Genomic DNA, 24,252 nt, shown 5'->3' on the forward strand with positions numbered 1-24,252 from the left:
CTTGCGGTGTACGTGTAGATCCGGGATATCTGCGCGAAGGTCGGCGTGAACTTCTGGCTGGTCCGGTCGTCAGCGACATCGACATGCCGCACCTAACCGGCGTCGAACTCTGCCGGACGATCCGCGCGGACCCGGCGACTGCCACCCTCCCGGTCATCTTCGTCAGCGGCAGCCTCGTCCCCGGCGACTCCCGGCCGGTCGACGCGCAGGCCACGGCCATCCTGTGCAAACCGTTCAAACCGGCGGAGCTCATCGCCTGTCTCGACAAGGCTCTCGCCGCGGGCCACGAACCGTGGCCAACCGCCCACCCAGTGCCCCTGAAATCTTCATTTCGGATGATAATTTGATGCTTTAACCCGCTGTCATCGTATTAATGCATTGTCATCGCGCTTTGTTGATGCCGGGCAGCAGGATTTCGCCGACGCTTCTAGGATCCGAACATCCACATGCCTCGACGAATTGAGGAACGTCATGCTGATCAAACGCATCGCACGGGCGATAATCGCGATCATGATAGTCGGCGGAGGGACTGTCGCGATCGGTGCCCAGCCGGCATCGGCCAACAACGGGCCACTAAACAGCTCACACCGGGCGGCGATCATCGGCAAGGCCTCCGGCCGCTGCCTCGACGTCAAGAACGGCGACACCGTGGGCAACGGCGCCCGCCTGCAGCTGTGGGACTGCAACGGCAGCTACAACCAGGGCTTCTCGAACCAGTCGATCTACAAGATCCAGACGCGCAAGTGGTATGACAAATGCCTGGACGTCGTCGACGGCAACCCGAACGACGGCGCGCGAATCCAGCAATACGACTGCAACTACAACGCCCAGCAGGATTTCTCGTTCGTCTTCGTGTACAACGACGGCGTGCACGACCTCTACCAGGTTAAGACGACCTTCGGCAAATGCCTGGACGCGACGAACTACGGCACCGCGAACGGCACGCCGATTCAGCAGTACTACTGCTTCCCGTCCCACCCCGCGCAGCAGCTCTGGTGGGTTCGCTGAGCCGCTCGCCTACGTGTTCGCCGACCGCGACCCGCGCTCCGCGGGCCGCGGTCGGCCGCCACGGTCAGCGCTTCGCGGCGGCCAGCGCCTCGCGCACCACCTGCGCGCTCGCCGGAGTGCCGGGCACCACGCCGTAAGCCGCAACGACTCGGGTTCCCGATGATCGAACCCTCTGAACCAGCAGAAGCGGAAGGTCATGACGAACCTGCACCGCAACCGCGCCGCCGCCCCACACCGAACGCCCGAACCGCGATCGTGCGCATGATGAAGCACGGCATCCTTCCAGAAGGAGTGCCGATCTTCGCCCGCACCAGCAACTACCGCGCCACCGTCGACGGCGACGGGGTCATCTGGCTACCGACCGGCGACGCGTTCGTCAGCCTGGACGAAGCCGGCAGAGCAGTTTCCGGACTCGAGAAATGCGACGGCCTTGACTTCTGGCAGGTAACCGGCGAAGACGGCACCACGAACAGCCTCCGCACCATCCACAACAAGGAAGAGCCGACGGCCGCCTCACCTCAGCCCAACGTCGACGATGATCGCCGCTGCCGGAGGGCGGCACCCGCTTGCGAGTTCGGGTGCGCCGTCGGACATGAACGGCCGATTCATGACGGCATGGCGTGGGCGGCCTCGGCCGCCAGCTGGACCAGTTCACGGCCATCCGCCACCGGGTCAAAGGCATCGACGTTGAGCGAGATCGCCTCGTTCGACCGCTCGACAGAACCGGTCAAGGCGGCCACCGTCCGCCCGCTGCGTACCACCATCACCACCGCCGCCGGCAGGTACCCGCTCAGCATCGCCTTGAAGATCGGATGATTCGACGCGAGATATTGCCGTGTCAGGACGTCAACAAACCCGGCGAACACCCCCGCGTCGACCTTGTACTCGTCATAGTGCAGATCCACGATTCCGCACGGCTGGTCGGCGACCGGCACCAGCGCCTCGGTCATCCGGAAGAACAGCTGCGCCACCCTGGTAGCCGGGTTCCACAATGTCTTCCCCGTCGTCGCATCGTCGAAGTACTGACTCACTGGGCGATTATCCCGGGGCCACCGGATAGAGACACGCCATCGCCCGGATCGTCGCCCTCATGTGCTCCACCAGCTCCGGCGGACCGAGGACCTGGACCTCCGCGCCCAGCCGGAGCAGGCCCGCCGCGGCATGCGGGACGTTCTCCAACGGGATCGCGGCGCGCCGCCACCCGTCCGCCTCGGCAGGTTCCAGGGTCGCGTGAGCCGCCCGCGCCGCCCGGGGACCGAGCAGATCACCCAGCGAGGCGACCCCGTCCGGGCTCAGCCGCACCACCGCCACCGCGCTGTCGTCCGCCCGCTCATACCGCTCGACGTGCGCCTTCCAGTGCTCGGCCAGATCGAAGCCGGCCGGCCGGGTGAACCGCTCCGGCAGCAGTCGCAGGCTCACGATCGACGAGACACGATAGGTGCGCGGCCGGTCCTTGCCGGCGGCGATCAAATACCAGACCCCGGCCTTGAGGACCAGGCCGAGCGGTTCCAGCCGCCGGACCACCTCACCGGGCTCCGGCGACCACCGCCGATAGTGCACCTCGACCGCCTGATCCCGCCAGAGCGCCTCGGCCACCGCGAGCAGATGCGGCACCCGGTCCGGCTCCCGATACCACCCCGGGGTGTCCAGGTGGAACCGCTGCCGGATCCGGACCGACGCGTCCCGGTACGGCGTGGGCAGCGCCGCCATCAGCTTCAGCTCCGCCGCCGCCACCTGCGCCCCCAGGCCCAGCTCGGCGGCCGGCTGTGGCAGCCCGGTCAGGAACAGCGACTCGGCCTCCTCGGCGGTCAGCCCGGTCAGCCGTGTCCGATAGCCGTCCATCAACTGGTAGCCGCCGGTCGGCCCGTGTTCGGCATAGACCGGCACCCCGGCCGCCGCGAGCGCCTCGACGTCCCGGTAGATCGTCCGGGTGGTCACGCCGAGCTCCGCGGCCAGCTGGGTGGCGCTCATCCGTCCCCGGTTCTGCAACAGCAGCAGCAGGGACAGCAGTCGGCTGGCACGCATCCGCCGATCATCCCAGACCACTGACAGAAGCTGTCAGGGGTAGTCCGCCAGGATCGCCGCATGAACGATTTCGACTTCCTCGTCGGCTCCTGGACCGTGGTGAACCACCGGTTGACCACGCTGTTCGCCGGCAGCGACGACTGGACGACCTTCCCCGGCACCTCCACCTGCCGATCGATCTTCGGTGGCGGCGGCAACATCGACGAGATCGTCTTCCCGACGCTCGGCAGCAGCGGATTCACGCTGCGCCTGTTCGATGTGGAGCGCAAGGAATGGTCGCTCCACTGGTCCAGCAGCCGGACCGGCCTGCTCTATCCGCCGGTGGTCGGCACGTTCGCCGACGGCCGCGGCGACTTCTACGGCGACGACACCCACGACGGCCGGCCGGTCAAGGTTCACTTCGTCTGGTCCGGCATCACCCCGGCCACGGCCCGCTGGGAACAGGAATTCTCCGCCGACGGCGGCCAGACCTGGGAGTCCAACTGGATCATGGAGTTGACCCGAGCCTGATCCGCCCGCGCGAGGTCCGCTTCTGGTCACCATCACCCCGTTTTCGGTACGCACGGAGCACTCCCGCCGTACCGAAAACGCGGTGACCCGGCCCGAAGCGCACCTCACGCCGCCGCACGCACCGAAACGCGACAGCCGCAAGCCGCAGCGCGCCGCACCCAGAGGCCGGAGCCCGCAGCGCGCCGCGCCCCCAGGCCGGAACCCGCGCGCCGCGCCTCAGGCCGGAATCCGGACCGCGCCGATGCCCAGAGTGCTCGCCTTCGGCAGCAGACCGGACCCGACGATCGCGCCGAGCAACGGCCGGATGAGCTCGGACAACCGCCCGGCCCCCGCCTCACCGAGCGCCCGCCACGGCCCGGCCGCCAGCTCGTCGGTCTGCCGCTCGACCTGCTCCCGCAGCGCGTGCCCGGCCTCGGTAGCGGTCCCGCCGGCGTCCACCAGCCCCCGCCCCGCGAGCCGCTCCCGAGCCGCCGCCCACTCCTCGCCGCTCCAGCCCCGCCCCTCGAAGTTGGCCGCCGGCGCCGCCCCGATCGCGGCGAACGAGACCAGAGCCTCGCACGGATCCAGCCCGGCGACTTGCAGGGCGGTCAGGTGCCCGTCCCCGCGATGCTCCCGCAGCACGGTCAACGCCTGCCACAGCGCCAGATGCGGCTGGTCCGGCCACGGCAGGTCGAGATTGGCCGCGGCGAGCGGCCGATGCCCCAGATCCGCACTCTCCGCGGCCCGGACGGCAAGCTCCGCCGCCTCCCGCATCCCGGTCACCGACGGCAGCAACCCGCGAAGCGTCCCGTCGACCGCCCGCAGTCGCGCGTCGAGCACCTCCCCCGGCCCCGCGACGTCCCAGATCCCCGGCACGTGCGCCGCGATCATCGCCGGGCTGAAGCTGTAGTAGGTGGCGGCCACCAGCCCCGCCCCGGCCGCACCCAGCGGCGCCGTCCGCCAGGCGAAGTAGCTCGGCCACCGTGACGTCACGTCATAACCGAGCCGTGCGGCCTCCGCGAAGGCCTCCGGCCCGAAATACAACGCCGCGTGAATCGGCTCGATCTGATGCCACATGCCCCGTGCGAGTGATCCGGACATCCCACGAACCTCACTGTCTATGTAGGCTACGACAGTGACGATAGAACCCTGGCGCATCACCGGTCAATCCCAAGTAGACAGTTACGTCAGTCGAGGCGTCGAGCAGGCCGTCATCCTGGTCAACACCCTGGCCGTCACCACCGCGCACGGCCGCGCCGTCACCCCGCCCGCCTCGGCCGAGCAGCGGCTTGCCGCCATCGCCACGCGGCTCGCCACCACGTCCTTCACCGCCCCCGACGCCGACGCCCTGGCCACCGTCGCGGCCGAGATGCGGGTCGCGTTCGGCGCCACCGATCGCCTCGACGCCGCCGCGGCCCGGCTCAACGCCCTGCTGATCCGCCACCGCTCCGTGCCCAACCTGCACGGTCACCCACCGGTGCTGGCCTTCCACCGCCCCGACGCCACACTGGTCGACGCCTGGGCCGCCGACATGGGCACCGCCCTGGCCATGGTCATCGGCGTCGGTCAGGCCGCCCGGCTCGGCGCCTGCCAGGCCGGCCGCTGTTCGCTGGTCTTCTTCGACACCACCCGCAACGCCTCCCGCCGCTTCTGCGACCTGTCCTGTCAGAACCGCGCCAAGGCCTCCGCCTACCGAGCCCGCACCGCCCGAAGCACACCTCGCACGTGAGAGCCTCCGGCGCCGGAGGCACCAAGCCGTCGTGGAACCGGCCGAGACGCCCGCGGCTCGGCGGGTTCGACCGGCGGCCTTCGCGGGCCCGTCGGTACGCAGCAGCGTCGGCCGCGGAACCCGGGTTCGCGGCTGGGCTGACTACTCTCATGGGCACCGCGCGTCATCCCCCGCGCGCGGGTGCTCCCGGTGTCGCGCTCGGCCGACGGGTGCTGGGCGTGAACGGTCCGGTGGTCACGCTGACCCTGCGCTGGGGCAGCGGCGCCGAGGCATGGCTGGAGTCGGTCCAGCCCGACCACGCCCACGTGCCCGCCGTGCCGCTCCGCGTGCGCGCGCTGACCGGCTGGTTCGAGAACGGCCGCGGCGGCACGGACGTCGTCGGGTCGCCCTGACCGGTGACACCGCCGCACCCGTCAGCATGGCGACCGACGACTCCGGTCTCGTGTGCACCGACCGCCGCGGCGACGCGCTGCTCGCCGGCGGCTGGGCGCGGCGGCTGCCGCACGAGGAACTACCCGCCGGCCGAGCGGTCAGGCACGTTTGCTCGACGCGTCCGAACGGCGCGTCCAGGCCCGGGGCGCCGTCCAGTGCCGCACCATCGCCACCACCCGGAACGCGAACACGAACGCCGCCGCGGCCGGCGCCGCCACGCTCATCGGCAGCTCGAGGCGGTGGGCGACGGTGACCGCGGCCGCACCGAGCATCGCCGGGATCGCGTACAGATCGGTATTCACCTGGACCAGCGCGGGCGTCTCCCGGGCGATCACGTCGCGCAGCAGCCCGCCCCCGACCCCGGTGGTCACCCCCAGCGCCGCGGACTGCACCGGACCCAGCCCATGATCGAGCGCCTTCAGCGTCCCGGTCACGCAGAACAGCCCCAGGCCGGCCGCGTCGAACAGCAGGACGGTGAAGTTCAGCCGTTCCACCACCGGGTGCGCGAAGAACGCCACGACCGCCGCGATCAGGGGCACCAGCAGGACTTCGACCTGCCGGAACGCCGCCGGCGGGGTGTCCCCGATGATCAGGTCCCGGATCACGCCGCCGCCGGTCGCGGTCACCTCGGCCAGGATCAGGATCCCGATCGCGTCGAAGTCCTTCTTGATGGCGGTGAGCGCCCCGGAGATCGCGAACACGAAGATGCCGACCAGTTCCAGGACGACCAGCGCAAGGTGACTCGACATCCACCCAGTGTCCGGGGCGGCCATTCAGGCTTTCCGGCGGCCCAGCCACCAGCTCGCGAAACTCAGGGCGATCACCGCGGCGCCGACCAGGACGTCGTTCCAGGTGGTCGAGGGCACCTCGGCGTACCCGCGGACGAACGGCGCGGCGATCACCCAGGCGCCGACGGCCGCGGTGAGCAGCATCATCCAGGTGGTGCCGGCCGGGGTCATGACCCGCAGGTAGGCGAGCACCACCAGGCCCAGCCCGGAGATCACGTCGCTCCAGCCGGCGTACGTGTTGGTGGCCGAGTTGTGGCTGAACACCAGCGGCGCCGCGGTCAGCCAGACCCCGATCAGCACCAGCAGCTCACTCGGACTGTGCACCAGCTCGGCGATCAACCGCCGGGTGTCGCGGGCCGGATGCCAATGTCGCAGGGGTGGGCTCAGATGCATGGGGTCCCCCGTTCACGCCGCCGTGACCAGCACTCATGTGAGAGCTTGCCACGTGTGCCCTAGCTTGCGGCGGCCTTCGCGGCGATGAACCCGTGCAGCTTCACCCACTCCGTGTCGAGCAGCGCCCCGTACAGCCGGGCGTCGTCGATCAGGTCCCGCGCCTTGTCGTAGTCCCCGGCCAGGAACGCCGCGCTGGCCGCCGCGTTCGCCCGGCGACCGGCCTCGAGGATCTCGTCGGCGGTCCGGCCGACCACCTGCGGCATCCCGTGTTTCGCCACGTGCTCGCGGAGGAACGCCTCCTCGGGCTCGCTGGCCCCGGCGATCTCGCAGACGTAGGACAGGCTGTCTCCGGCCACCTCACGATAGGCCGGCCCCCAGCGCTCCAGGGTCAGCAGCAGCTCCCGCCGCCGCAGCTCCACCCGCCGCTTTTGCAGGTCGGCACTTTCCGCCACCGCCGTCATCCGGTCCTCCCCCAGGCCGAAAGATCATTGAGCGTTGCCAGTCTGCCCGCCGCGGGATAACCCCAAACCACGCAGAGAGCACGGCCCGGTAACGATATGTAGGGAACGCATCCAGCACTGTCTCCTTCCGGACATCTCCCGGTCCAGGTCCGCTTCGGCCCGGGTCCGCCAGTTTCCGGTACGCCCACAGCCGTACCGTGGCGCGATGACCATCGACCGGACGAACCGGGCAGCGCTCACGCGCCCACGACTCGCCGCCGCACCGGAGTCCGTCCGTGCCGCCGTGTCCGACCTGCTCGGCGCCCCGATCGGCACCGAGCGCCCGGCTCCGGCCGGGTTCACCCGATCGATCGCCTCGGTCGTCGAGGGCGGCGGCTCCCGGTTGTTCGTCAAGGCCGCACCGATCGGCGACGGTTCCGGTGCGGCCGTGGCGGCCGGCGCGGCCCTGGCCGATGTGGTGGGTGACCTGGGTCCCCGGCTCGTCGGCTTCCGGACCGTCGACGACTGGCAGGTGGCGGCCTACGAGGTCGTCGAGGGCGAGACGGTCACCCGGTGGACCGAGGCGGACCTCACGCGGCTGCTGCCGGTCGTGGCCCGGATGCGGGACATCATGGACCCCTGCCCGATCGGCGGCACGTCACCCTATGCGGAGGCGTTCCTGCCGCTGCTGGGCACGTGGCAGGCGCTGGCCCGGAGCGGCACCAGCCCGGCCCGGAACGACAACAGCCCAGTTCAGGACGACAACAGCGCGGCCCGCACCAGCGACAGCCCGGTCCCGGTCGATCATCTGCGTGGGCTGTCGCTGCCCGCCGACGTCCCGGTCGGGTGGCTCGCCGAGCTGGAGAGCCGCTGGCCGGACGTCCTGGCCGACGGCACCGCGCTGCACCACGGCGACCTGCGCCGCGACAACGTGATCCGGGAGCCCGGCGGGCGCCTCCGAATCGTCGACTGGACCCACCTCTGGACCGCCCCCGGCTGGCTGGACCTGGTCCGCCTGGCCCCGGACCTGGCCGCCTGCGGGCACGATCCGGAAACCCTGCTGCGCCGCTCGGCCTGGCGGGACGCCCCGGACGACGGGGTGAACGTGGCGCTCGCCGGGCTGGCCGGGCGCGCCTGGCGGGAGGGGCTGCTGCCGGAGGTGCCCGGCCTGCCCGGTCTGCGCCACATGCAGCGCGAGCAGGGCCTGCACCTGCTGCGCTGGCTCAGCCGCCGGTGGCGGAGAAGTGCATGAAGTCCTTCAGCGAACGGTAGTCTCCGCCCCACTTCCAGCCGATCGCGGCGAACGCCCGCACCACGACCCCGTCCGGTTCGATCATGCCGGGACGGACGTCGCGACGGTCCAGGTAGGAGGTGGCCAGCTCGGGCAGCACCACCTTGCCGCGGTGGTAGGGGTTCTGGAACGGATTGACGTCGACGGCCAGCCCGTAGGAGTGCTGGGACCAGGCCGTACGCCCGCGCACCGGCCGGCAGGCATAAGCGTCGGTGCCGTTGCCGTCCCCGGTCGGCGGCGCGTTCAGCTCGGCGGCGCTGGTGATCCGCATCTGCTCGATCGGGTAGCCCGCGGTGAACAGCCGCTGGAACACCGTGACCAGGTCAGCCGCCGCCCGCTTGTTGACCAGCAGCTCGCCGGTGTGCGCCAGCCCGTCGAACCCGCGGAAGCCGACCGTGACATAACGCAGGTCGGTCGCTTTCACCGGGCAGGCGGCCGTCCAGGATGACCGGGCCAGCACCTCGGCCGGCACCGCCTCGATCGTGGAGTGGAACCGCCCGTCGGCCGGTGCCGACAACACATCCGTCGTGACGATCGACCGCCGGCGCAGCTCGGGCGGGGTATCCCCGGCCGCCGCGAAGCCGTCGGCGCCGACCGGGAGCACCCGCTTGCCGAGCCACGCCGGCGCGGCGCTGGCATTCCCGATCCGCCCGGCCGCTGGGCTCGGGACCGCTGAGCTCACGGCCGGTGGGCTCGCGGCCGGTGGGCGGGTGCTGGCCGGCGCCGGCGGGGACGACGCGGATCGGGGTGGTGGGCCGGCGGAGCAGCCCGCGACGACGCCGCAGGCGAGCAGGGCGGTCAGCAGCCGCCGGACCCGCCCGGGCGTGATGATCTCGTTCGCCATGTCCTCGCTTCCGGCCGGTCTGGTGGAGCCAGTCTGCCAGCGCGGCGCACCCGTTCCCGGCCCGGAAGGCCCGGGCGCGCGTAACGGTCCAGCCGGCGCGGCGGACATCGCGCGCTCAGCCCGGCCCGAAACGCCCGGACGCGCGTAGCGGTCCGGCCCGCGGCGGACATCGCGCGCTCAGCCCGGCCGGAAACGCCCGGACGCGCGTAACGGTCCGGCCGGTGCCGCGGACATCGCGCGCTCAGCCCGGCCGGAAACGCCCGGGCGCGCGTAACGGTCCGGCCGGTGCCGCGGACATCGCGCGCTCAGCCCGGCACGGCGTCGCGGCCTGGCGCCGGGACCACCGTGCGCGTGGCCACGGGACCGGGCTGCTGCTGTTGGGGCAGCGCGAGATCGTACAAAATCGTTTTTAATCGGGAAAGCGGCGCGCGAGAATCTCCAGCGCCGCCCTCCCCCAGGTGATGTTGTCGCGCTCGAAGCTGATGCCACGCTGGAGGGTGAGATAGGGGCCGATGCGGTGGCCGGTGGCGAGGAACTCCTCCGGGCTGCGCGAGCCGAGGATCTCGGCGAGGGAGCGCTCGTAGGCGGCGACCCGCTGCTCGCTCTGCTCGATCCGCCGCTCGATCGACTTGCGGACGCTGGGCACGTCGGCGTAGGTGAGCGCCTCCACCTGCACCAGCAGCTCGTCGCGGACCGTGGTCGGTTTCGGGTCCTGCTGGGTGAAGGCGAACAGCGCCGCCCGGCCGGCCTCGGTGACCGAGAACAATCGCTTGTCCGGGCGACGGTCCTGTTTGATCATGCGGGCCGAGAGCAGGCCCTCGGCCTCCATCTTCTCCAGTTCGCGGTACAGCTGCTGGGGCGTGGCCGTCCAGAAGTTGGCGACCGACACGGAGAACCGCTTGGCCAGGTCGTAACCCGAGGACTCGCGATCGATCAGTGCCGCCAGCAGGGCGTTCCTCAGGGCCACAGGCGCATCTTACGGGCCCTCGGCCGGAACTCCGGGGCCTCTTTCTTGATCACCGCGCGGCGCAGGATGGCGGTGTTCGGCAGGCGCAGCAGCCGGACCTGCTCCCAGCGCTCGCGGGCGAAGGTGCGGCGGGCGCTGCTGGTCAGCGCGCCGTCGATGAGGCGCTTGGCGGCGGCGAGCGCGTCCGGCGACTTCGCCAGCAGGCTCTCGGCGAACGCGGTCGCGGCCTTCACCGGCTCGTCGCTGAGCTCGGTGACCAGGCCCAGCCGCGCGGCCTCGGCGCCGCTGAACTGCTCGGCGGTCATGGTCAGCTTCTTGGCCACGTCGACGCCGACCACCTCGGTGAGGGTGCGCACGCCGGTCATGTCGGGGATGATCCCCCACTTGCCCTCGAGGACCGACCACTTCGAGTCCGGGGTGGCGAAGCGCAGGTCGGCGGCGAGCGCGATCTGGATGCCGCCGCCGTAACAGTGCCCGTGCACCGCGGCGATCACCGGGACCGGGAGGCGCCGCCACGCCCAGCAGGCCTCCTGGAACTTGTTGGTGCCGCGCCACGGCGCCGGGACGAAGGCGCGCACGATCCGGCCGGGCGACTTCAGCGTGCCGGCGATGTCCAGGCCGGCGCTGAACGACGGCCCCTCGCCGGCGATCACCACGGCGCGCACGGTGCGGTCGCGGCGCAGCTGCCGGGCCACGCTGATCAGCTCGTCCAGCGTGTCGAGGACCAGGGCGTTCAGTTTGTCCGGGCGGTTCAGCCGGACCTGGGCGATGCCGTCCTGAACGGACAGGGACACGTATTTCATGGATCTTCCCTAGATAGAGGCGGCGAGCTCGGTGGCCTGCTTGATCGCCCGCTTGGCGTCGAGTTCGGCGGCCACGTCGGCCCCGCCGATCACGTGGACGGTCACGCCGCGTTCCTGCAAGGGGGTGACCAGGTCGCGGACCGAGAGCTGCCCCGCGCACAGCACCACCGTGTCCACCGCGAGCACCCGCGCCTTCTCCCCGACGGTGAGGTGCAGTCCCTCGTCGTCGATGCGCTGGTATTCGGCGCCGCGCAGCATGGTGACGCCGGAGTCCTTGAGCGTCGTCCGGTGCACCCACCCGGTGGTCTTGCCGAGGTCCTTGCCCAGCGCGGTCGTCTTGCGCTGCACCAGGTAGACCTCGCGCCGCGCCGCGACCTTCACCTTGGTGGCCAGGCCGCCGGGCGCGGTCTCCGGGTCGGTGACGCCCCACCGCCGCATCCAGTCGTCGAGCGGCTCGTGCGGCTCGTGCAGCAGGAACTCGCTGACGTCGAACCCGATCCCGCCGGCCCCGATGACCGCCACCCGGTCACCGACCGGCGCGCCGTCGATGACCTGCTGATAGGTCAGCACCTTCGGGTGCTCGACGCCCGGGATCTCCGGGATCCGCGGCCGCACGCCGGTCGCGAGCACCACCTCGTCGAACCCGGCCAACTCCTCGGCGGTCGCCCGAGTCCCGAGGCGCAGCGTCACCCCGCGCACGTCGATCATGTGCCGGTAGTAGTCGAGCGTCCGCGCGAACTCCTCCTTGCCGGGCACCCGCGCGGCCAGCTTGAACTGCCCGCCGATCTCGTCGGACGCCTCGAACAGCGACACCCGGTGCCCGCGTCCGGCCAGCTCGATCGCCGCGGCCAGGCCCGCGGGGCCGGCACCGACCACGGCGAGATTCTTGACGGTACGCGTGGGCAGCAGCACCAGCTCGGTCTCGCGCCCGGAACGCGGGTTGAGCAGGCAGGTGGCCCGCTTGTTCTGGAACGTGTGGTCCAGGCACGCCTGGTTGCACGCGATGCACGTGATGATCTCGCGTTCCCGGCCCTCGGCGGCCTTCACCACCCACTCGGCGTCGGCGAGCAGCGGCCGGGCCATCGAGATCAGGTCGGCCTCCCCGGCCGCGAGGATCTGCTCGGCCGCCTCCGGCCGGTTGATCCGGTTGGAGGCCACGACCGGGACGGTCACCTCCTTGCGGAGCTTGCCGGTCACCCAGGCGAAGGCGCCCGGCGGCACCGAGGTGACGATGGTCGGCACCCGCGCCTCGTGCCAGCCGATCCCGGTGTTGAACAGGGACACCCCGGCGTCCTGGAGCTCCCGGGCCAGCTCGACGGTCTCCTCCCAGGACTGGGCGTTGTCGACCAGGTCGAGCAGGCTGATCCGGTACTGGATGATGAAGTCGTCGCCGACCAGGTCACGGGTCCGGCGGACGACCTCGATCGGGAAGCGCATCCGCTTGGCGGCCGAGCCGCCCCACGCGTCGGTGCGATCGTTGGTGCGGGCGGCGAGGAACTGGTTGATCAGGTAACCCTCGGAGCCCATGATCTCCACGCCGTCGTAGCCGGCGCGCTGGGCCAGCTGAGCCGCCCGGGCGAAGCTGTGCACGGTCCGCTCCACCTGCCGGGTCGACATGGCGCGCGGGCGGAACGGGGTGATCGGCGACTTCCGGTTCGAGGCGCCCTGGGTGAACGGGTGGTAGCCGTACCGCCCGGCGTGCAGCACCTGGAGCAGGATCTTGCCGTCGTGCTCGTGGACGGCGTCGGTGACGACCCGGTGCGCGTCCGCGTGCCGCGCGGTGGTCATCCGGCTGGCGAACGGCGCCAGCCAGCCGCGCCAGGTCGGCGCGTAACCGCCGGTCACCATCAGGCCGACGCCGCCCCGGGCCCGCTCGGCGAAGTACGCCGCGAGTTTCGGCAGATCGCTGAGGCGGTCCTCGAGCTTGGTGTGCATCGACCCCATGACCACGCGGTTGCGCAGCACCGTGTGGCCGAGGTCCAGCGGGCTCAGCAAGGTCGGATAGCGGCTCGTCATGGAGGCGACTATACAAACAGTTGCATACTAAATAAAGTGACTATGGGTACGCGGTCAGCCGGGCTTCCGCGGCGGCCGGCAGATCGAAGTCGAGCCCGGCCAGATTCGCCTCGAGGTGCTCGGCGGAGCGTGGTCCCAGGATCACCGAGGTGACCTCCGGCCGGCGGTTGATCCAGGCCAGCGCGACCGTCGGCGCCGTGGTGCCCAGCTCGGCGGCGACCGCCCCCACCTCGTCGGCGATGTCGAAGTGCCGGTCGGCGAGCAGCCCGGCGACGAACGAGCGCGCCATCGGGCTGGGCATCGCCGCCCACTCGGCGAGCCGGGAGCCGGCCGCGGGCGGGGCGCCGCGCCGGTACCGCCCGGCCAGCACACCGCTGCCGAGCGGGCTGTAGGCGAGCACGCCGAGGCCGTAGCGCTCGCAGACCGGCACGATCTCCTCCTCGATGCCCCGGGCGATCAGCGAGTAACTCGCCTGGAGACTGACGAACGGCGTCCCGCCGGACCGGTCGGCCGCCCACTGGGCGGCGACGATGCCGGCCGCGGTGAAGTTGGAGCACCCGAGGTAGCGGACCTTGCCGGACCGGACGAAGTCGTCGAGGGCCGCCATCGTCTCCTCGATCGGGGTGCCCGGGTCGGGCACATGGCACTGGTACAGGTCGACGTAGTCGGTGCCCAGCCGGCGCAGGCTGGCTTCGAGTGCGCGGGTCAGGTGCGCGCGGGACAGGCCGCGATGGTTCGGCCCGTCGCCCTGCGGCGCCGCGCCCTTGGTGGCCAGCACGACGTCGGCACGGCGGTGCGCGACGGCCCGGCCGACGATCTCCTCGCTGGTCCCGCCGCGGTAGGTGTCGGCGGTGTCGATCAGGTTGTGCCCGGCGTCGAGGAACGCGCCGACGATCCGGCGCGCCTCCGGCTCCGGGGTCGGGGCCTGCGGGTCGGTGCCGAAGTTCATCGTGCCCAGGCAGGCACGGGAGACGCGGAGGCCGGAGCGGCCCAGTGTCGTGTACGGCATGCCGTCCCTCTACAATCCGGAATCGTGATTCCGCTTGAACATACGGAACCTGGATTCCGCTTGTCAACGAGGCCGGCATGATCCGGTCCGATGCCGCGCGCAACCGCGCGAAGGTCCTGGAGGCGGCCGAGATCGTGCTCGGCGAGCGGGGCCTGGCCGCCCGGATGGACGAGATCGCCCGGCGGGCCGGGGTGGGGGTCGGCACGGTGTACCGGCACTTCGCCACCAAGGAGGCGCTCTACGCGGCGATCGTCTCGGCCCGCGTCGACGACCTGCTGGAGTCGGCGGCCGGGTTGCGGGAGCCGGAGACCGCGTTCTTCACGTTCTTCGCGCGCATCGTCGCGGACGCGGGGAGCAAGAAGGCGCTGACCGACGCGCTGCGGCACGCCGGGGTCGACGTCAAACAGGGACAGGACGATCAGCGGGCGCGGATGCGGGCCACGCTGGACCGGCTGCTGCGGGCCGGGCAGGAGGCCGGGGCGATCCGGGCGGACGTGGCGATGCCCGAGGTGCTGGCGCTGCTGCGCGGCGCCAGCATGGCCGCGGAGACCGGGGACTACACGGAGTCGGTGCTCGACCGGTCGTTGACGGTGGTGTTCGACGGGCTGCGGTGCAACCACTCGACGAACTCGGCGGTGGCCAGCGACCGCAGCAGCCGGTCGTAGGCGGCCTCGTCCTCGCCGGTCAGCAGGTCCCGCCACTCGCCGGCTCGGCCGGAGCGGAAGAACGCGCTCTTGCTGGTGAACAGGCCGAGCTGCTCGTCCGGCGCCAGCTCACCGGCCCGTGCCCGCATCGCCTCGAACCCGGCCGCGGCCACCAGCCCCGGCCAGGCCTCCTCCGGAATTTCGATGCCCAGCCGCCCGGCGATCCGCCGCATCTCGCCGTCCAGGTCCCGGCTCAGGTCGGCGTGGTGCACGAGCACGACCGCGGGGTCGTCGCGCCGCTCCCACGCCTGCCCGAGGTGATGCACCAGCCCGGGTAGCGAATCGCTGATCCATTGCAGGACCCGCTCCCGGCTCCCGGCCGGCCGCGACGGTGCGCTGCCGCTGCCGGGCAGCAGCCGGTGGATGACCTCGTCATCCAGGTTGCGCCGATGGTGGTGCATCGACACGGCCACGTCCCGCGGATCCCGGCCGACCACCAGGTAGGTCACGTCCGGCCGCCACGGCAGCCCGTCGAGCGGCGTGTGCGTCTTGATGAACCGCCGGTGCCGCTGCGCCGTGAGCGTCCGGGTCACCTCGCCGATCGGCCGCAGGCACATGTCCAGCCAGGGCGACAGGCTGGTCAGCGGCCCGGGCAGGTCCGGCGTCCGGAAGATCAGCAACGCGCAGATCATCTGCAACCAGGTCGTCCCGCACTTCGACGGCGCGCTGATCACGATGTCCCCGGCCCGCAACGGGAACCCCTGCCACCGGCTGCTGTCGTTGAGTCCACTGCGGTACACGACCGGTGATGCGTTCCCCATCTATCGACCGTACCGGCCGCCGTTCACGCGGTGGGCGGCGGTCAGAGACCGAACGCGCCGCCCTCGACCAGGATGAGCAGACCGATGCCGATCAGCACGACGGGCAGCAGCACGTGGCCCCACCGGCTGAGCGCCTTCGCGATCACCGGGCGGGTCGCGAAGAAGCGGCCCGCCACCACCCAGACGGCGACCAGGACCAGGAAGACGAGCACGTAGACCGTCATGCCGGCGGCGCCCGCGGTGGCCAGGACCGGAACGTACACCCCGATGTTGTCGCCGCCGTTGGCGAAGGTCACCGCGGCCACTTCCAGGCTCTTCGGACCGTTCGCGCGGTCCTCGGCGGCCTCGTCCTCGTCGTGGCGGTGCCGCCAGGACTGGACGCCCGCCTTGATGCCGAGGGCGAGCGGCAGCAGCCCGAGGTAGGGGATCGCCGCCTCGGGCAGGAACGTCGCACCGAGCGCGGCGGCCACGGCGACGGCCAGGATGCCGGCGAACCCGAGGTACTGCCCGGCCATGATGGTGCGGGTGGTGTGCGGCTGCCCGGCGCCCTGGGCGAAGAAGAGCGCGAGCACCAGGATGTCGTCGATGTTGGTCACGGCGAACAGGCCCACCGCCTGGCCGATGACGCCCAGGCTCACGATCGGATCACCGGACGATCCTACGGGGGACGGGCGGGTGCTCCGGGCGTACCCGAATCTGGTGTTGATCTAGGGTTTTCGCATGCGAACGGTTTTCATTCACGGCGAACGCGACATCCGCGTCACCGAGGTCGCCGAGCCGGCACTGCTCACCGGGCCGGACGCCAGCGGCCGCGACGCGATCGTCCGGGTCGTCGCGTCCTGCGTCTGCGGTTCGGACCTGTGGGCCTACCGCGGGATCCGGCCGACCGAGCGGCCGCACGGCATGGGCCACGAGTTCATCGGCGTGGTCGAGCAGGTCGGCAGCGCCGTCACCACCGTGCGGGCGGGCGACTTCGTGATCGCCCCGTTCTACGTCTGCTGCGGCACCTGCGCGAACTGCCGCAACGGCTGGACCGTGCACTGCCTCAACGGCGGGTTCTGGGGCACGCCTATCAAGGGCGAGGGCGTCTCCGACGCCGCGCAGAGCGACCGCGTCCGGGTGCCGCTCGCCGACGGAACCCTGGTGGTCGTGCCCGGCGGACAGCCCGCCGACGACCTGATCCCGGGCCTGCTCACGCTCGCCGACGTGCTGCCGACCGGCCACCACGCCGCGGTCTCCGGCGGTGTCACCCAGGGTTCCACGGTCGCGGTCGTCGGGGACGGCGCGGTCGGGCTTTGCGCGATCATCGCGGCGAAGCGGCTCGGTGCGGAGCGCATCGTCGCGATGTCCCGGCACGCGGACCGGCAGGCGCTGGCCCGCCGGTTCGGCGCCACCGACGTCGTCGCCGAGCGGGGCGACGAGGGCATCGCGAAGCTCAAGGAGATGTTCGGCGGCATCGGCCCGGACGTCGTCCTGGAGTGCGTCGGCACCAAGGAGTCGATGGACCAGGCGTTGCGCTCGGCCCGCCCGGGCGGCCAGATCGGATTCGTCGGCGTCCCCGCCGGTGGGCCCGAGCTGCCGGTCGAGACCATGTTCCGCACGAACGTCGGGGTGCGCGGCGGGGTCGCCCCGGTCCGTGACTACATCGAGGAGCTGCTGCCCGAAGCGCTGGACGGAAGGCTGGAGTCCGGGCTGGTGTTCGACACCGAGATGCCGCTGAGCGAGGCGGCCGCCGCCTATGCCGCGATGGACGAGCGGCGGGCGGTCAAGGTCCTGCTCCGCCCGGGTCAGGCGTGACGCAGCGTCACGGCCGTCCCTTCGATCGGGGCGGCGCGAGTCTGTCGGCGGTGTCCGGCGTCTCCGTCGCGGACGTGAGGGTGTCCCAGGCGGCCATCGCGCAGGTGATGACAGTTTCCAGGTCGGCGCGGGTGGCGCCGTCCCGGGCCTGCACCGACAGCCCCTGCACCACAGTGGCGTAATACCGCGCGACGGCGTCCAGCCCGGCCGCCGAAAGCGTCAAGTCCCGAGCGAGCCGCTCCCGGATGGCCGCGAACTGACCGCGCCGCCGCTCCCCCAGCATCTCCCGGACCGCGTGGTTCTCCACGGCGCCGGTCGGCGCGGCCAGCACCAGCATGCAGTAGTGCGGCGTGTCCGGCCGGGTGATCTCGTCGGCGGTCGCCCGCAGCATGGCGTGCACCGCCTCCCGCGCCGTCGGCTCCTCCCGCAGCGCCCGCCGCGGCGGCTCACCCGACGTCGCCCCGTACAGCGCCATGACCTTGCCGAACAGCTCCTCCTTGCTGCCGAAGCAGGCATAGATGCTGGCCGACGCGATCCCCATCGCCTGGGCGAGGTCGCTCAGCGAGGTCCCCTCATACCCCCGCTCCCAGAACAGGTCCAAAGCCGTACGCAAAGCGGTGTCGGGGTCGAAAGTGCGCGGCCTGCCGCGAGTAGCCATGGTTCAGCTTGACCCGCCGCGGTCGCACCGTCCAGTATTTGTTTGTCGTTCGATAAACAAGTCTCGTTCGATAAACAAGGGAGACCCACCGTGCGCGCTCTCCAGCAGACCTCTTTCGACGGCCCGGGCGACCTGCGCCTGATCACCGACGCACCGATGCCCGCGCCCGGACCGGGGGAGGTGCTGATCCGGGTCACCGCCGCCGGGGTGAATTTCGTGGACATCTCGCAGGCCACCGGCACGTTCGCCGGCGGGCCGCAGCCGCCCTACGTGGCCGGTGTCGAGGCCGCCGGCGAGATCGTCACCCTCGGCGCGGGGGTGACCGGCCCGGCGCCCGGCACCCACGTCGTCGGCGTCCGCATCGACGGCGGCGCCTTCGCCGAGTACATGGTGCTGCCCGCGGCCGGCGCCGTCCCGGTCCCGGCGGGCTGGACCGGCGAGCAGGCGCTGGGCCTGCTCGTGAGCCGGCCGACCGCCCTGGCCGCGCTCAGGCAGCTGGGCGGCGTCACCGCCGGGCAGACCGTCCTGATCCACGCCGCCGCCGGCGGGACCGGGCAGACGGCGGTCACCCTGGCCAAGCACTACGGCGCGACGGTGCTCGCCACCGCCTCGCCCGGCAAGCACGACGTGGTCCGGGCCCTGGGCGCCGACCACGTCCTCGACTCCCGTCGTCCCGACCTGGCCACCGAGGTGCTGCGGCTGACCGACGGCACCGGCGTCGACCTGGTGCTGGAGTCGGCCGGCGGCGCCACCTTCGCCGCCAGTCTGGCGGCGGCCAAGCGCGTCACCGGCCGCGTCGTGGTCTACGGCCTGGCCGGCGGCGAGGCCGCGATCACCAACTGGGACCTGGTCTATCGGCACCAGGTCCACGTCATCGGCCTGAACATCGGCGTGCTGATCCAGGCCGCCCCGCAGCTTTTCGGTGAGGTCATGGGCGAGTTGTCCGGGCTGCTCGCGGCCGGCGTGCTCGGTCCCGGCCGGCCCACCGTCCACGACCTGGCCGACGGGCCGAAGGCATTGGCCGAACTCGCGGCGCGGGCGACCGTGGGAAAGCTGGCCTTGCGACCCTGAACAGTCACGATGTTGGATGTCGCCATGCCCCGCCGTCTGATCAAGCCCCGCCCCTGGACGCCGCCGCCCCTGACCGACCCGGGCCCGACCGCGCCGCTCCGGGTCGACCGGCTGCTGCCGACCGGCGGGCGCGGCCCCGAGGACGTCGTCTTCGACCACGACGGGCGGATCGTCACCGGGCTCGCGGACGGGCGGATCGTCCGGATCGACCCGGTGACCGGGGAACGGAGCGTGCTGGCCGAGACCGGTGGACGCCCGCTCGGTCTGCACCCGCGGGTCGACGGCGGGGTGCTGATCTGTGACCACGACCGGGGGCTGCTCGAGGCACGGCCGGACGGCAGCGTGCACGTCCTGGTGGACACCGTGGACGGCGAGCCGCTCACCTTCGCCAGCAACGTGGTGGAGACGCGGGACGGGACCATCTGGTTCACCACGTCGACCAGCCGGTGGAACCTCGACGAGCATCTCGGCGACATCGTCGAGCACACCTGCACCGGCCGGCTGGTGCGCCGCGACCCGGACGGCACGGTGACCACCGTGCTGCCGGAGTTGAAGTTCGGCAACGGCCTGGTGCTGGCGCCGGACGAGTCGTACCTGCTGGTGGCCGAGACGGCCGGGTACCGGATCCGGCGGCACCGGCTGACCGGGCCGGGCGCCGGGCGTACCGAGGTGCTGGTCGAGGGGCTGGCCGGGTTCCCGGACAACATGTGGCTGGGCAGCGACGGGCTGCTCTGGGTGGCGATCGCCGCGCCCCGCAACCCATTGATCGACCGGCTGCTGCCCGGCCACGCCCTGCTGCGCACGCTGGTCTGGAACCTGCCGGAGGCGGTCCGCCCGAAAGCCGCCCCGATCGCCTGGGTGATGGCCTTCGACCTGGACGGGACCAGGGTGCACGACCTGCGCGCCACCGACGGGTCGTACGGCTTCGTCACCTCGGTCGCCGAGCGCGACGGCGTCCTGGTCGCCGGGAGCCTGACCGCCGCCGACATCGCGGTGCTGACCCTCTGACTCAGCCGGTGGTGATCACCGGCGTGCAGTTCTCCCGGCGCGGGGTGTCGCGCCACAGGCAGATCCGCAGGCTCACCGGCTGGCCGCCGATCGTGGTCGCGACCGCCGGCGTGTGCACGTATCCGCGTTCCGTGACGGGCAGGCGCACCGGGCAGTCGTGCCACGCCCCGCCGGGCACCTGCCATCGGACCGTGGCGCCGCCGGCCTGTGGGCGGTGGTCGTCGGAGCCGGCCCGCCCCCAGTAGTACGTGGCGTCCCGGTACCGCGCATACCGCGCCGACGATCTGCCTGCGGGCCGGCACCGGCTTCGCCCGCAAGCCCGCCTCCAGCGACCGCGGCGGCTCACACGACTGGGCCTACGGCTGCTGATCTCCCCCGACCCGGGCCGGTACGGCAACGCGCCGGTCCGGGTATGTACTTGGCGTATACGCTCAGCGTACAGTGGCGGCATGAGCGTTCCCCTGACCCTCCTCGGCCTGCTCGAACGCGCGCCGAGCCACGGCTACGACCTGAAACGCGATTACGACACGTTCTTCGGGGTCGGCAAGTCCCTGTCCTTCGGGCAGGTCTACGCGACGCTGAGCCGCCTCACCCGGGACGGCAAGGTGGTGATGGACGAGGTGGCGCCCGGCGACGGCCCGGACCGCAAGCGTTACGTGATCACCGAGCAGGGCGCCACCGAGGTGAGCGCCTGGCTGGCCGACCCGGTCGCGCCCGAGCCGCACCTGCAGAGCGTGCTGTTCACCAAGGTGGTGCTGGCGCTGATGCTGGACCGGCCGGCCGAGGCCTATCTCGACGCCCAGCGCCAGGCGCACGTCGCCCGGATGCGCGAGCTCACCACGGTCAAGCGGTCCGGTGGGCTGGTCGAGGGGCTGCTCGCCGACCACGGGCTGTTCCATCTGGAGGCCGATCTGCGGTGGATCGACACGACGTCGGCACGGCTCGACGCTTTGCGTACGCAAATCCGTGGGGTGAAACCGTGACCGCCGCACTCGCCGCACGCGGCGTCGCGTTGTCCTTCGGCGCCACACCCGCGCTGCGTGGCGCCGACCTGGCCGTCGCCGAGGGTGAGATCGTGGCCGTGATGGGCCCGAGCGGCTCCGGCAAGTCCACGCTGCTGCACTGCCTGGCCGGCATCCTGGTGCCGGACTCCGGCGAGATCCACTTCGACGGCGCCCGGATCGACAACCTGACCGAGACGGCCCGCAGCGAGTTGCGCCGCGACCGATTCGGGTTCGTGTTCCAATTCGGTCAGCTGGTGCCGGAGCTGTCGGCGGTGGAGAACGTCGCGCTGCCCCTGCTGCTGAGCGGGGTCCGCCGCGACGCCGCGACCCGGCAGGCGCGCGAGTGGTTCGGCCGGCTCGGCCTCGACGGGCTGGAGGGGCGCCGGTCCGGTGAGCTCTCCGGCGGGCAGGCGCAGCGGGTGGCGCTGGCTCGCGGGCTGGTCGCGCGGCCGCGGGTGCTCTTCGCCGATGAGCCGACCGGGGCGCTCGACTCGTTCACCGGCGAGCAGGTGATGGAGCTGCTGGTGGGCGCGGCGCGGGAGCAGGGCACCACCGTGGTGCTGGTGACCCACGAGGGGCGGGTCGCGGCGTACGCGGACCGCCTCGTCATGGTCCGCGACGGCCGGGTGACCACCCCCTCGGAGGTTACCGTCCCATGATCAGACTCGGACTGCGCCTCGCCGTGGCCGGTGGCCGCGAGGCGATCACCCGGCTCGCCGTGCTGGCCGCCGCGGTCGCGATCGGCGTCGGCATGCTGCTCGCCGCCGTCGCCGGGATCAACGCGGTCAGCGCGCAGAACCTGCGGTACTCCTGGCTGAACAGCGCCGTGACCAGTGCCGCCACCGGCCCCGAGGCCCGCGACCCGGCACTGTGGGTGGTGCGGGAGGACTTCTTCGCCGGCAGCCCGATGGCCCGCGTCGACGTCGCGGTCTCCGGCCCGGACGGTCCGGTCCCGCCCGGCCTGAGCGCCCTGCCCGGCCCCGGGGAGTACGTGGTCTCCCCCGCCCTCGACCGCCTGCTGCGCGAGCGTCCCGCCGACCAGCTGCGCGACCGCTTCCCCGGTCACCAGGCCGGCGTCCTCGGCCGGGCGGCGCTGCCCTCGCCCGACTCGCTGATCGTCATCGTCGGCGGCACCCGGGCGGAGGTCGGTCGCATCACGGGGGCGACCGAGATCACCCGGATGGTCAGCATCTCGCCGGACAAGTGCCACGACTGCGTGATCGGCCTCGGCTCCAACGGCATCGTGCTGACCCTGTCGGTCGTCGCGGCCGCCCTGCTCTTCCCGCTGCTGATCTTCATCGGCACGGCCACCCGGATCTCCGCGGCCCGGCGTGAGCAGCGGTTCGCCGCGATGCGGCTGGTCGGCGCCACACCCCGGCAGATCACCCAGATCGCCGTGATCGAGTCGACCATCGCGGCGGCCACCGGCGCGATCGCCGGGTTCGGCGTGTTCTTCGCGGCCCGGGCCGGACTGGCCCGCATCCCGTTCACCGGGCAGCCGTTCTTCCTCGACGACCTGTCGCTGACCCCGATCCAGGTGCTGGTGGCCGCCTTCGGTGTCCCGCTCGCCGCCGCCCTCGCCGCCTGGATCGCGCTGCGCCGGGTCCGGATCTCCCCGCTCGGCGTGACTCGCCGGGTCACGCCGCGACCGCCGCGGGCCTGGCGGGTGCTCCCGCTGCTGGCCGGGCTCGCCGAGCTGGCCTACCTGGTCGGCAACCGGCCGCGGACCACCGAGGGCCAACTCTTCGGCTACCTGTCCGGGATCCTGATCGTGATGACCGGCCTGATGATCGCCGGACCGTGGCTCACCATGGTCGGCTCCCGGCTGCTCGCCCGCCGGGCCCGCCGGGTCGCGACGCTGATCGCCGGGCGACGACTCGCCGACGATCCGCGCGCCGGGTTCCGCGCGGTCAGCGGGCTGATGCTGGCCCTCTTCGTGACCAGCACCGCGACCGGCGTGATCACCGCGATCGTCGCCGAGCGCTCCAGCGGCACCCCGGGCTCGGCCGGGCACGACTTCGTGTCGGTGGCCACGCTGCCCGAGGACGTGGGTGTGCCCGCCGCCGGCATCACCGCCGGCGGTCACCTGATTCGCGTCAACCCGGACCTGCGGCGCGAGTCGCACTTCGAGGTCCGGGACGGCCAGGTGGTGAGCAGCGACATCAGCCTGCCGGGTCTGCTCTCGTGCGCCGAGCTGGCGACGATCCCCGGCGCCGGGACCTGCCCGGCCGGAGCCGAGGTCGCCCAGGTCTTCCCGGATCTGACCGCGCCGGATTACCTGCCCCACACCGCGGCCGGCCCGTCCTGGCCCGCTTCCCCGCGCACCGCCGCCGAACTGGCCAAACTCAACGTCATCGACGTCGTGGTGCCGACCGACGGCACGACCGCCGCCATCGAGCGCGCCCGCACCACGCTGAACAAGGATTTCCCGTACGGCCGGGGAGCCGCCACCGAGGCCGATTACGCCAGCGACTTCACCCGTCAGCTGAATCAGTTCCAGCGCCTGGCCGACGTCGTCATCGTCGCCAGCCTGGTGATCGCCGGATGCAGCCTGGCCGTCAGCGTCACCGGTGGCCTGACCGAACGCTGGCGCCCGTTCGCCCTGCTGCGCCTGACCGGAGTCCGCCTGTCCGAACTCCGCCGCGTCGTAGCCCTGGAGACGACGGTCCCGCTCCTGGCCGTCTCGACCGTCGCCATCGGCGTCGGTTTCGTCGCCGCCCACCTGTTCCTGCGCTCCCAGATGCAGTACAACCTGCACGCCCCCGGTCCCACCTACTACGTGATCGTGGTCGTCGGCCTGCTCGCCTCCGTCGCCGTCATCACCTCGACGATGCCCCTGCTCAACCGCATCACCGCCCCGGAGGCCGCCCGCAACGAATAGACCGCTGCCCCGCTCCGGGCCCGCTTGGCCTTCCGGCCGCCGCTCTTTCGGTACGCCCAGGGCACTCCCGCCCCGCCCGGGCGGCCGGGTTCCGGCCGAGCTCAGGTCCGCCTCGACGGGCAGGGGTTCGGCCG

General features: G+C 72.0%; 28 protein-coding genes. 13 read left to right on the top strand and 15 right to left on the bottom strand.

All coding sequences use genetic code 11. The annotated features are described in order from the left end of the window. Positions 1–83 precede the first annotated feature (83 nt). Together Aiant_RS00005 and Aiant_RS00010 are read left to right on the top strand one after the other, a co-directional pair. Entirely contained in the window at positions 84–347 is a 264-nt protein-coding gene (locus tag Aiant_RS00005; protein WP_189334237.1) for a response regulator, read from the top strand. A 124-nt stretch (positions 348–471) separates the two neighbouring features. Beyond that, positions 472–1,008, top strand: coding sequence for an RICIN domain-containing protein (locus Aiant_RS00010; RefSeq protein WP_189334236.1), 537 nt, complete (start codon positions 472–474; stop codon positions 1,006–1,008). 605 nt (positions 1,009–1,613) lie between these two features. Here the strand turns inward: Aiant_RS00010 and Aiant_RS00015 are convergent. Together Aiant_RS00015 and Aiant_RS00020 are read right to left on the bottom strand one after the other, a co-directional pair. Then, positions 1,614–2,039, bottom strand: a complete 426-nt coding sequence (locus tag Aiant_RS00015) for a DUF6086 family protein (protein ID WP_229830901.1) — start codon at positions 2,037–2,039, stop codon at positions 1,614–1,616. Positions 2,040–2,046: 7 nt separating this feature from the next. Then, positions 2,047–3,033, bottom strand: a complete 987-nt coding sequence (locus Aiant_RS00020; RefSeq protein ID WP_189334235.1) for a helix-turn-helix transcriptional regulator — start codon at positions 3,031–3,033, stop codon at positions 2,047–2,049. 60 nt (positions 3,034–3,093) lie between these two features. Between Aiant_RS00020 and Aiant_RS00025 the strand changes: the two genes are divergently transcribed. Next, positions 3,094–3,543, top strand: a complete 450-nt coding sequence (locus Aiant_RS00025) for a hypothetical protein (protein WP_189334234.1) — start codon at positions 3,094–3,096, stop codon at positions 3,541–3,543. Positions 3,544–3,759: 216 nt separating this feature from the next. Here Aiant_RS00025 and Aiant_RS00030 read toward each other — a convergent pair whose 3' ends face one another. Continuing rightward, entirely contained in the window at positions 3,760–4,623 is an 864-nt protein-coding gene (locus Aiant_RS00030) for an SCO6745 family protein (RefSeq protein ID WP_189334233.1), read from the bottom strand. Between the two features lie 34 nt (positions 4,624–4,657). On the opposite strand from Aiant_RS00030, the gene Aiant_RS00035 reads away from it, so the two are divergent. Both Aiant_RS00035 and Aiant_RS00040 read left to right on the top strand, forming a co-directional pair. After that, entirely contained in the window at positions 4,658–5,251 is a 594-nt protein-coding gene (locus Aiant_RS00035) for a CGNR zinc finger domain-containing protein (protein ID WP_212846868.1), read from the top strand. A 149-nt stretch (positions 5,252–5,400) separates the two neighbouring features. Beyond that, the gene (locus tag Aiant_RS00040) at positions 5,401–5,643 is read left to right on the top strand and encodes a hypothetical protein (protein ID WP_189334232.1); all 243 of its coding nucleotides are present in this window, start codon (positions 5,401–5,403) and stop codon (positions 5,641–5,643) included. Between the two features lie 138 nt (positions 5,644–5,781). Here Aiant_RS00040 and Aiant_RS00045 read toward each other — a convergent pair whose 3' ends face one another. From Aiant_RS00045 to Aiant_RS00055, 3 genes are read right to left on the bottom strand one after another with little or no spacing between them, the layout of a single operon-like run. After that, positions 5,782–6,432 (bottom strand): trimeric intracellular cation channel family protein, encoded by a 651-nt coding sequence (locus tag Aiant_RS00045; RefSeq protein ID WP_189334231.1) that lies wholly within the window; start codon positions 6,430–6,432, stop codon positions 5,782–5,784. Positions 6,433–6,456: 24 nt separating this feature from the next. After that, entirely contained in the window at positions 6,457–6,864 is a 408-nt protein-coding gene (locus Aiant_RS00050; RefSeq protein ID WP_189334230.1) for an SPW repeat domain-containing protein, read from the bottom strand. A 59-nt stretch (positions 6,865–6,923) separates the two neighbouring features. After that, positions 6,924–7,325 (bottom strand): hypothetical protein, encoded by a 402-nt coding sequence (locus Aiant_RS00055; protein WP_189334229.1) that lies wholly within the window; start codon positions 7,323–7,325, stop codon positions 6,924–6,926. 205 nt (positions 7,326–7,530) lie between these two features. On the opposite strand from Aiant_RS00055, the gene Aiant_RS00060 reads away from it, so the two are divergent. After that, a complete protein-coding gene (locus tag Aiant_RS00060) occupies positions 7,531–8,556 on the top strand; it encodes an aminoglycoside phosphotransferase (RefSeq protein ID WP_189334228.1) in 1,026 nt (341 codons plus the stop codon). On the opposite strand, the gene Aiant_RS00065 is transcribed toward Aiant_RS00060, so the two are convergent. From Aiant_RS00065 to Aiant_RS00085, 5 genes are all read right to left on the bottom strand, one after another. Then, positions 8,528–9,439 (bottom strand): M15 family metallopeptidase, encoded by a 912-nt coding sequence (locus Aiant_RS00065; RefSeq protein ID WP_189334227.1) that lies wholly within the window; start codon positions 9,437–9,439, stop codon positions 8,528–8,530. The two genes, Aiant_RS00060 and Aiant_RS00065, sit on opposite strands and share 29 nt — an antisense overlap. A 409-nt stretch (positions 9,440–9,848) precedes the next feature. Continuing rightward, positions 9,849–10,406, bottom strand: coding sequence for a PadR family transcriptional regulator (locus Aiant_RS00070; RefSeq protein WP_189334226.1), 558 nt, complete (start codon positions 10,404–10,406; stop codon positions 9,849–9,851). After that, a complete protein-coding gene (locus Aiant_RS00075) occupies positions 10,397–11,209 on the bottom strand; it encodes a crotonase/enoyl-CoA hydratase family protein (protein WP_189334225.1) in 813 nt (270 codons plus the stop codon). Before Aiant_RS00075 ends, Aiant_RS00070 begins: the two co-directional genes overlap by 10 nt. Positions 11,210–11,218: 9 nt before the next feature. Continuing rightward, positions 11,219–13,225, bottom strand: a complete 2,007-nt coding sequence (locus Aiant_RS00080) for an NADPH-dependent 2,4-dienoyl-CoA reductase (RefSeq protein ID WP_189334224.1) — start codon at positions 13,223–13,225, stop codon at positions 11,219–11,221. Positions 13,226–13,265: 40 nt separating this feature from the next. Further along, positions 13,266–14,234, bottom strand: coding sequence for an aldo/keto reductase (locus tag Aiant_RS00085; protein WP_189334223.1), 969 nt, complete (start codon positions 14,232–14,234; stop codon positions 13,266–13,268). A gap of 77 nt (positions 14,235–14,311) precedes the next feature. Here Aiant_RS00085 and Aiant_RS00090 point away from each other — a divergent pair, with 77 nt between their 5' ends. After that, on the top strand, positions 14,312–14,899 hold the full coding sequence (locus Aiant_RS00090; protein ID WP_189334222.1) for a TetR/AcrR family transcriptional regulator: 588 nt from the start codon (positions 14,312–14,314) through the stop codon (positions 14,897–14,899). Here the strand turns inward: Aiant_RS00090 and Aiant_RS00095 are convergent. Both Aiant_RS00095 and Aiant_RS00100 read right to left on the bottom strand, forming a co-directional pair. Beyond that, positions 14,791–15,699, bottom strand: a complete 909-nt coding sequence (locus tag Aiant_RS00095; protein ID WP_189334221.1) for a sulfotransferase domain-containing protein — start codon at positions 15,697–15,699, stop codon at positions 14,791–14,793. The two genes, Aiant_RS00090 and Aiant_RS00095, sit on opposite strands and share 109 nt — an antisense overlap. A 41-nt stretch (positions 15,700–15,740) precedes the next feature. Beyond that, on the bottom strand, positions 15,741–16,337 hold the full coding sequence (locus Aiant_RS00100; protein WP_189334220.1) for a cadmium resistance transporter: 597 nt from the start codon (positions 16,335–16,337) through the stop codon (positions 15,741–15,743). 82 nt (positions 16,338–16,419) lie between these two features. Here Aiant_RS00100 and Aiant_RS00105 point away from each other — a divergent pair, with 82 nt between their 5' ends. After that, entirely contained in the window at positions 16,420–17,496 is a 1,077-nt protein-coding gene (locus tag Aiant_RS00105) for a zinc-dependent alcohol dehydrogenase family protein (RefSeq protein WP_189334219.1), read from the top strand. 7 nt (positions 17,497–17,503) lie between these two features. Here Aiant_RS00105 and Aiant_RS00110 read toward each other — a convergent pair whose 3' ends face one another. Continuing rightward, positions 17,504–18,097, bottom strand: a complete 594-nt coding sequence (locus Aiant_RS00110) for a TetR/AcrR family transcriptional regulator (protein ID WP_229830899.1) — start codon at positions 18,095–18,097, stop codon at positions 17,504–17,506. Positions 18,098–18,244: 147 nt separating this feature from the next. Here Aiant_RS00110 and Aiant_RS00115 point away from each other — a divergent pair, with 147 nt between their 5' ends. Further along, positions 18,245–19,225 (top strand): NADPH:quinone oxidoreductase family protein, encoded by a 981-nt coding sequence (locus tag Aiant_RS00115; RefSeq protein WP_189334217.1) that lies wholly within the window; start codon positions 18,245–18,247, stop codon positions 19,223–19,225. A gap of 24 nt (positions 19,226–19,249) precedes the next feature. Continuing rightward, positions 19,250–20,233: an SMP-30/gluconolactonase/LRE family protein gene (locus Aiant_RS00120; protein ID WP_189334216.1), complete on the top strand. Its 984-nt coding sequence runs from the start codon at positions 19,250–19,252 to the stop codon at positions 20,231–20,233. Between the two features lies 1 nt (position 20,234). Here the strand turns inward: Aiant_RS00120 and Aiant_RS00125 are convergent, their stop codons facing one another. Beyond that, on the bottom strand, positions 20,235–20,381 hold the full coding sequence (locus Aiant_RS00125; RefSeq protein WP_189334215.1) for a hypothetical protein: 147 nt from the start codon (positions 20,379–20,381) through the stop codon (positions 20,235–20,237). Between the two features lie 301 nt (positions 20,382–20,682). Here Aiant_RS00125 and Aiant_RS00130 point away from each other — a divergent pair, with 301 nt between their 5' ends. The 3 genes from Aiant_RS00130 to Aiant_RS00140 are packed head-to-tail and all read left to right on the top strand — an operon-like array spanning position 20,683 to position 24,118. Further along, complete coding sequence (locus Aiant_RS00130) at positions 20,683–21,216, top strand: PadR family transcriptional regulator (RefSeq protein ID WP_189334214.1); 534 nt, start codon at positions 20,683–20,685, stop codon at positions 21,214–21,216. Then, complete coding sequence (locus Aiant_RS00135) at positions 21,213–21,896, top strand: ABC transporter ATP-binding protein (RefSeq protein WP_189334213.1); 684 nt, start codon at positions 21,213–21,215, stop codon at positions 21,894–21,896. The genes Aiant_RS00130 and Aiant_RS00135 overlap by 4 nt, the downstream gene beginning before the upstream one ends. Further along, positions 21,893–24,118 (top strand): ABC transporter permease, encoded by a 2,226-nt coding sequence (locus Aiant_RS00140; protein ID WP_189334212.1) that lies wholly within the window; start codon positions 21,893–21,895, stop codon positions 24,116–24,118. The genes Aiant_RS00135 and Aiant_RS00140 overlap by 4 nt, the downstream gene beginning before the upstream one ends. The last annotated feature ends 134 nt before the right edge of the window (positions 24,119–24,252 follow it).

The organism is Actinoplanes ianthinogenes, assembly GCF_018324205.1.
GTDB classification, from domain to species: domain Bacteria; phylum Actinomycetota; class Actinomycetes; order Mycobacteriales; family Micromonosporaceae; genus Actinoplanes; species Actinoplanes ianthinogenes.

What these genes read in the sequence shown, in the direction of transcription:
- Aiant_RS00045 (WP_189334231.1), bottom strand. Translation starts at nt 6,432, where the DNA reads ATGTCGAGTCACCTTGCGCTGGTCGTCCTGGAACTGGTCGGCATCTTC.
- Aiant_RS00065 (WP_189334227.1), bottom strand. Translation starts at nt 9,439, where the DNA reads ATGGCGAACGAGATCATCACGCCCGGGCGGGTCCGGCGGCTGCTGACC.
- Aiant_RS00050 (WP_189334230.1), bottom strand. Translation starts at nt 6,864, where the DNA reads ATGCATCTGAGCCCACCCCTGCGACATTGGCATCCGGCCCGCGACACC.
- Aiant_RS00105 (WP_189334219.1), top strand. Translation starts at nt 16,420, where the DNA reads ATGCGAACGGTTTTCATTCACGGCGAACGCGACATCCGCGTCACCGAG.
- Aiant_RS00095 (WP_189334221.1), bottom strand. Translation starts at nt 15,699, where the DNA reads ATGGGGAACGCATCACCGGTCGTGTACCGCAGTGGACTCAACGACAGC.
- Aiant_RS00005 (WP_189334237.1), top strand. Translation starts at nt 84, where the DNA reads ATGCCGCACCTAACCGGCGTCGAACTCTGCCGGACGATCCGCGCGGAC.
- Aiant_RS00120 (WP_189334216.1), top strand. Translation starts at nt 19,250, where the DNA reads ATGCCCCGCCGTCTGATCAAGCCCCGCCCCTGGACGCCGCCGCCCCTG.
- Aiant_RS00055 (WP_189334229.1), bottom strand. Translation starts at nt 7,325, where the DNA reads ATGACGGCGGTGGCGGAAAGTGCCGACCTGCAAAAGCGGCGGGTGGAG.
- Aiant_RS00060 (WP_189334228.1), top strand. Translation starts at nt 7,531, where the DNA reads ATGACCATCGACCGGACGAACCGGGCAGCGCTCACGCGCCCACGACTC.
- Aiant_RS00020 (WP_189334235.1), bottom strand. Translation starts at nt 3,033, where the DNA reads ATGCGTGCCAGCCGACTGCTGTCCCTGCTGCTGCTGTTGCAGAACCGG.
- Aiant_RS00140 (WP_189334212.1), top strand. Translation starts at nt 21,893, where the DNA reads ATGATCAGACTCGGACTGCGCCTCGCCGTGGCCGGTGGCCGCGAGGCG.
- Aiant_RS00080 (WP_189334224.1), bottom strand. Translation starts at nt 13,225, where the DNA reads ATGACGAGCCGCTATCCGACCTTGCTGAGCCCGCTGGACCTCGGCCAC.
- Aiant_RS00025 (WP_189334234.1), top strand. Translation starts at nt 3,094, where the DNA reads ATGAACGATTTCGACTTCCTCGTCGGCTCCTGGACCGTGGTGAACCAC.
- Aiant_RS00030 (WP_189334233.1), bottom strand. Translation starts at nt 4,623, where the DNA reads ATGTCCGGATCACTCGCACGGGGCATGTGGCATCAGATCGAGCCGATT.
- Aiant_RS00075 (WP_189334225.1), bottom strand. Translation starts at nt 11,209, where the DNA reads ATGAAATACGTGTCCCTGTCCGTTCAGGACGGCATCGCCCAGGTCCGG.
- Aiant_RS00010 (WP_189334236.1), top strand. Translation starts at nt 472, where the DNA reads ATGCTGATCAAACGCATCGCACGGGCGATAATCGCGATCATGATAGTC.
- Aiant_RS00130 (WP_189334214.1), top strand. Translation starts at nt 20,683, where the DNA reads ATGAGCGTTCCCCTGACCCTCCTCGGCCTGCTCGAACGCGCGCCGAGC.
- Aiant_RS00090 (WP_189334222.1), top strand. Translation starts at nt 14,312, where the DNA reads ATGATCCGGTCCGATGCCGCGCGCAACCGCGCGAAGGTCCTGGAGGCG.
- Aiant_RS00085 (WP_189334223.1), bottom strand. Translation starts at nt 14,234, where the DNA reads ATGCCGTACACGACACTGGGCCGCTCCGGCCTCCGCGTCTCCCGTGCC.
- Aiant_RS00040 (WP_189334232.1), top strand. Translation starts at nt 5,401, where the DNA reads ATGGGCACCGCGCGTCATCCCCCGCGCGCGGGTGCTCCCGGTGTCGCG.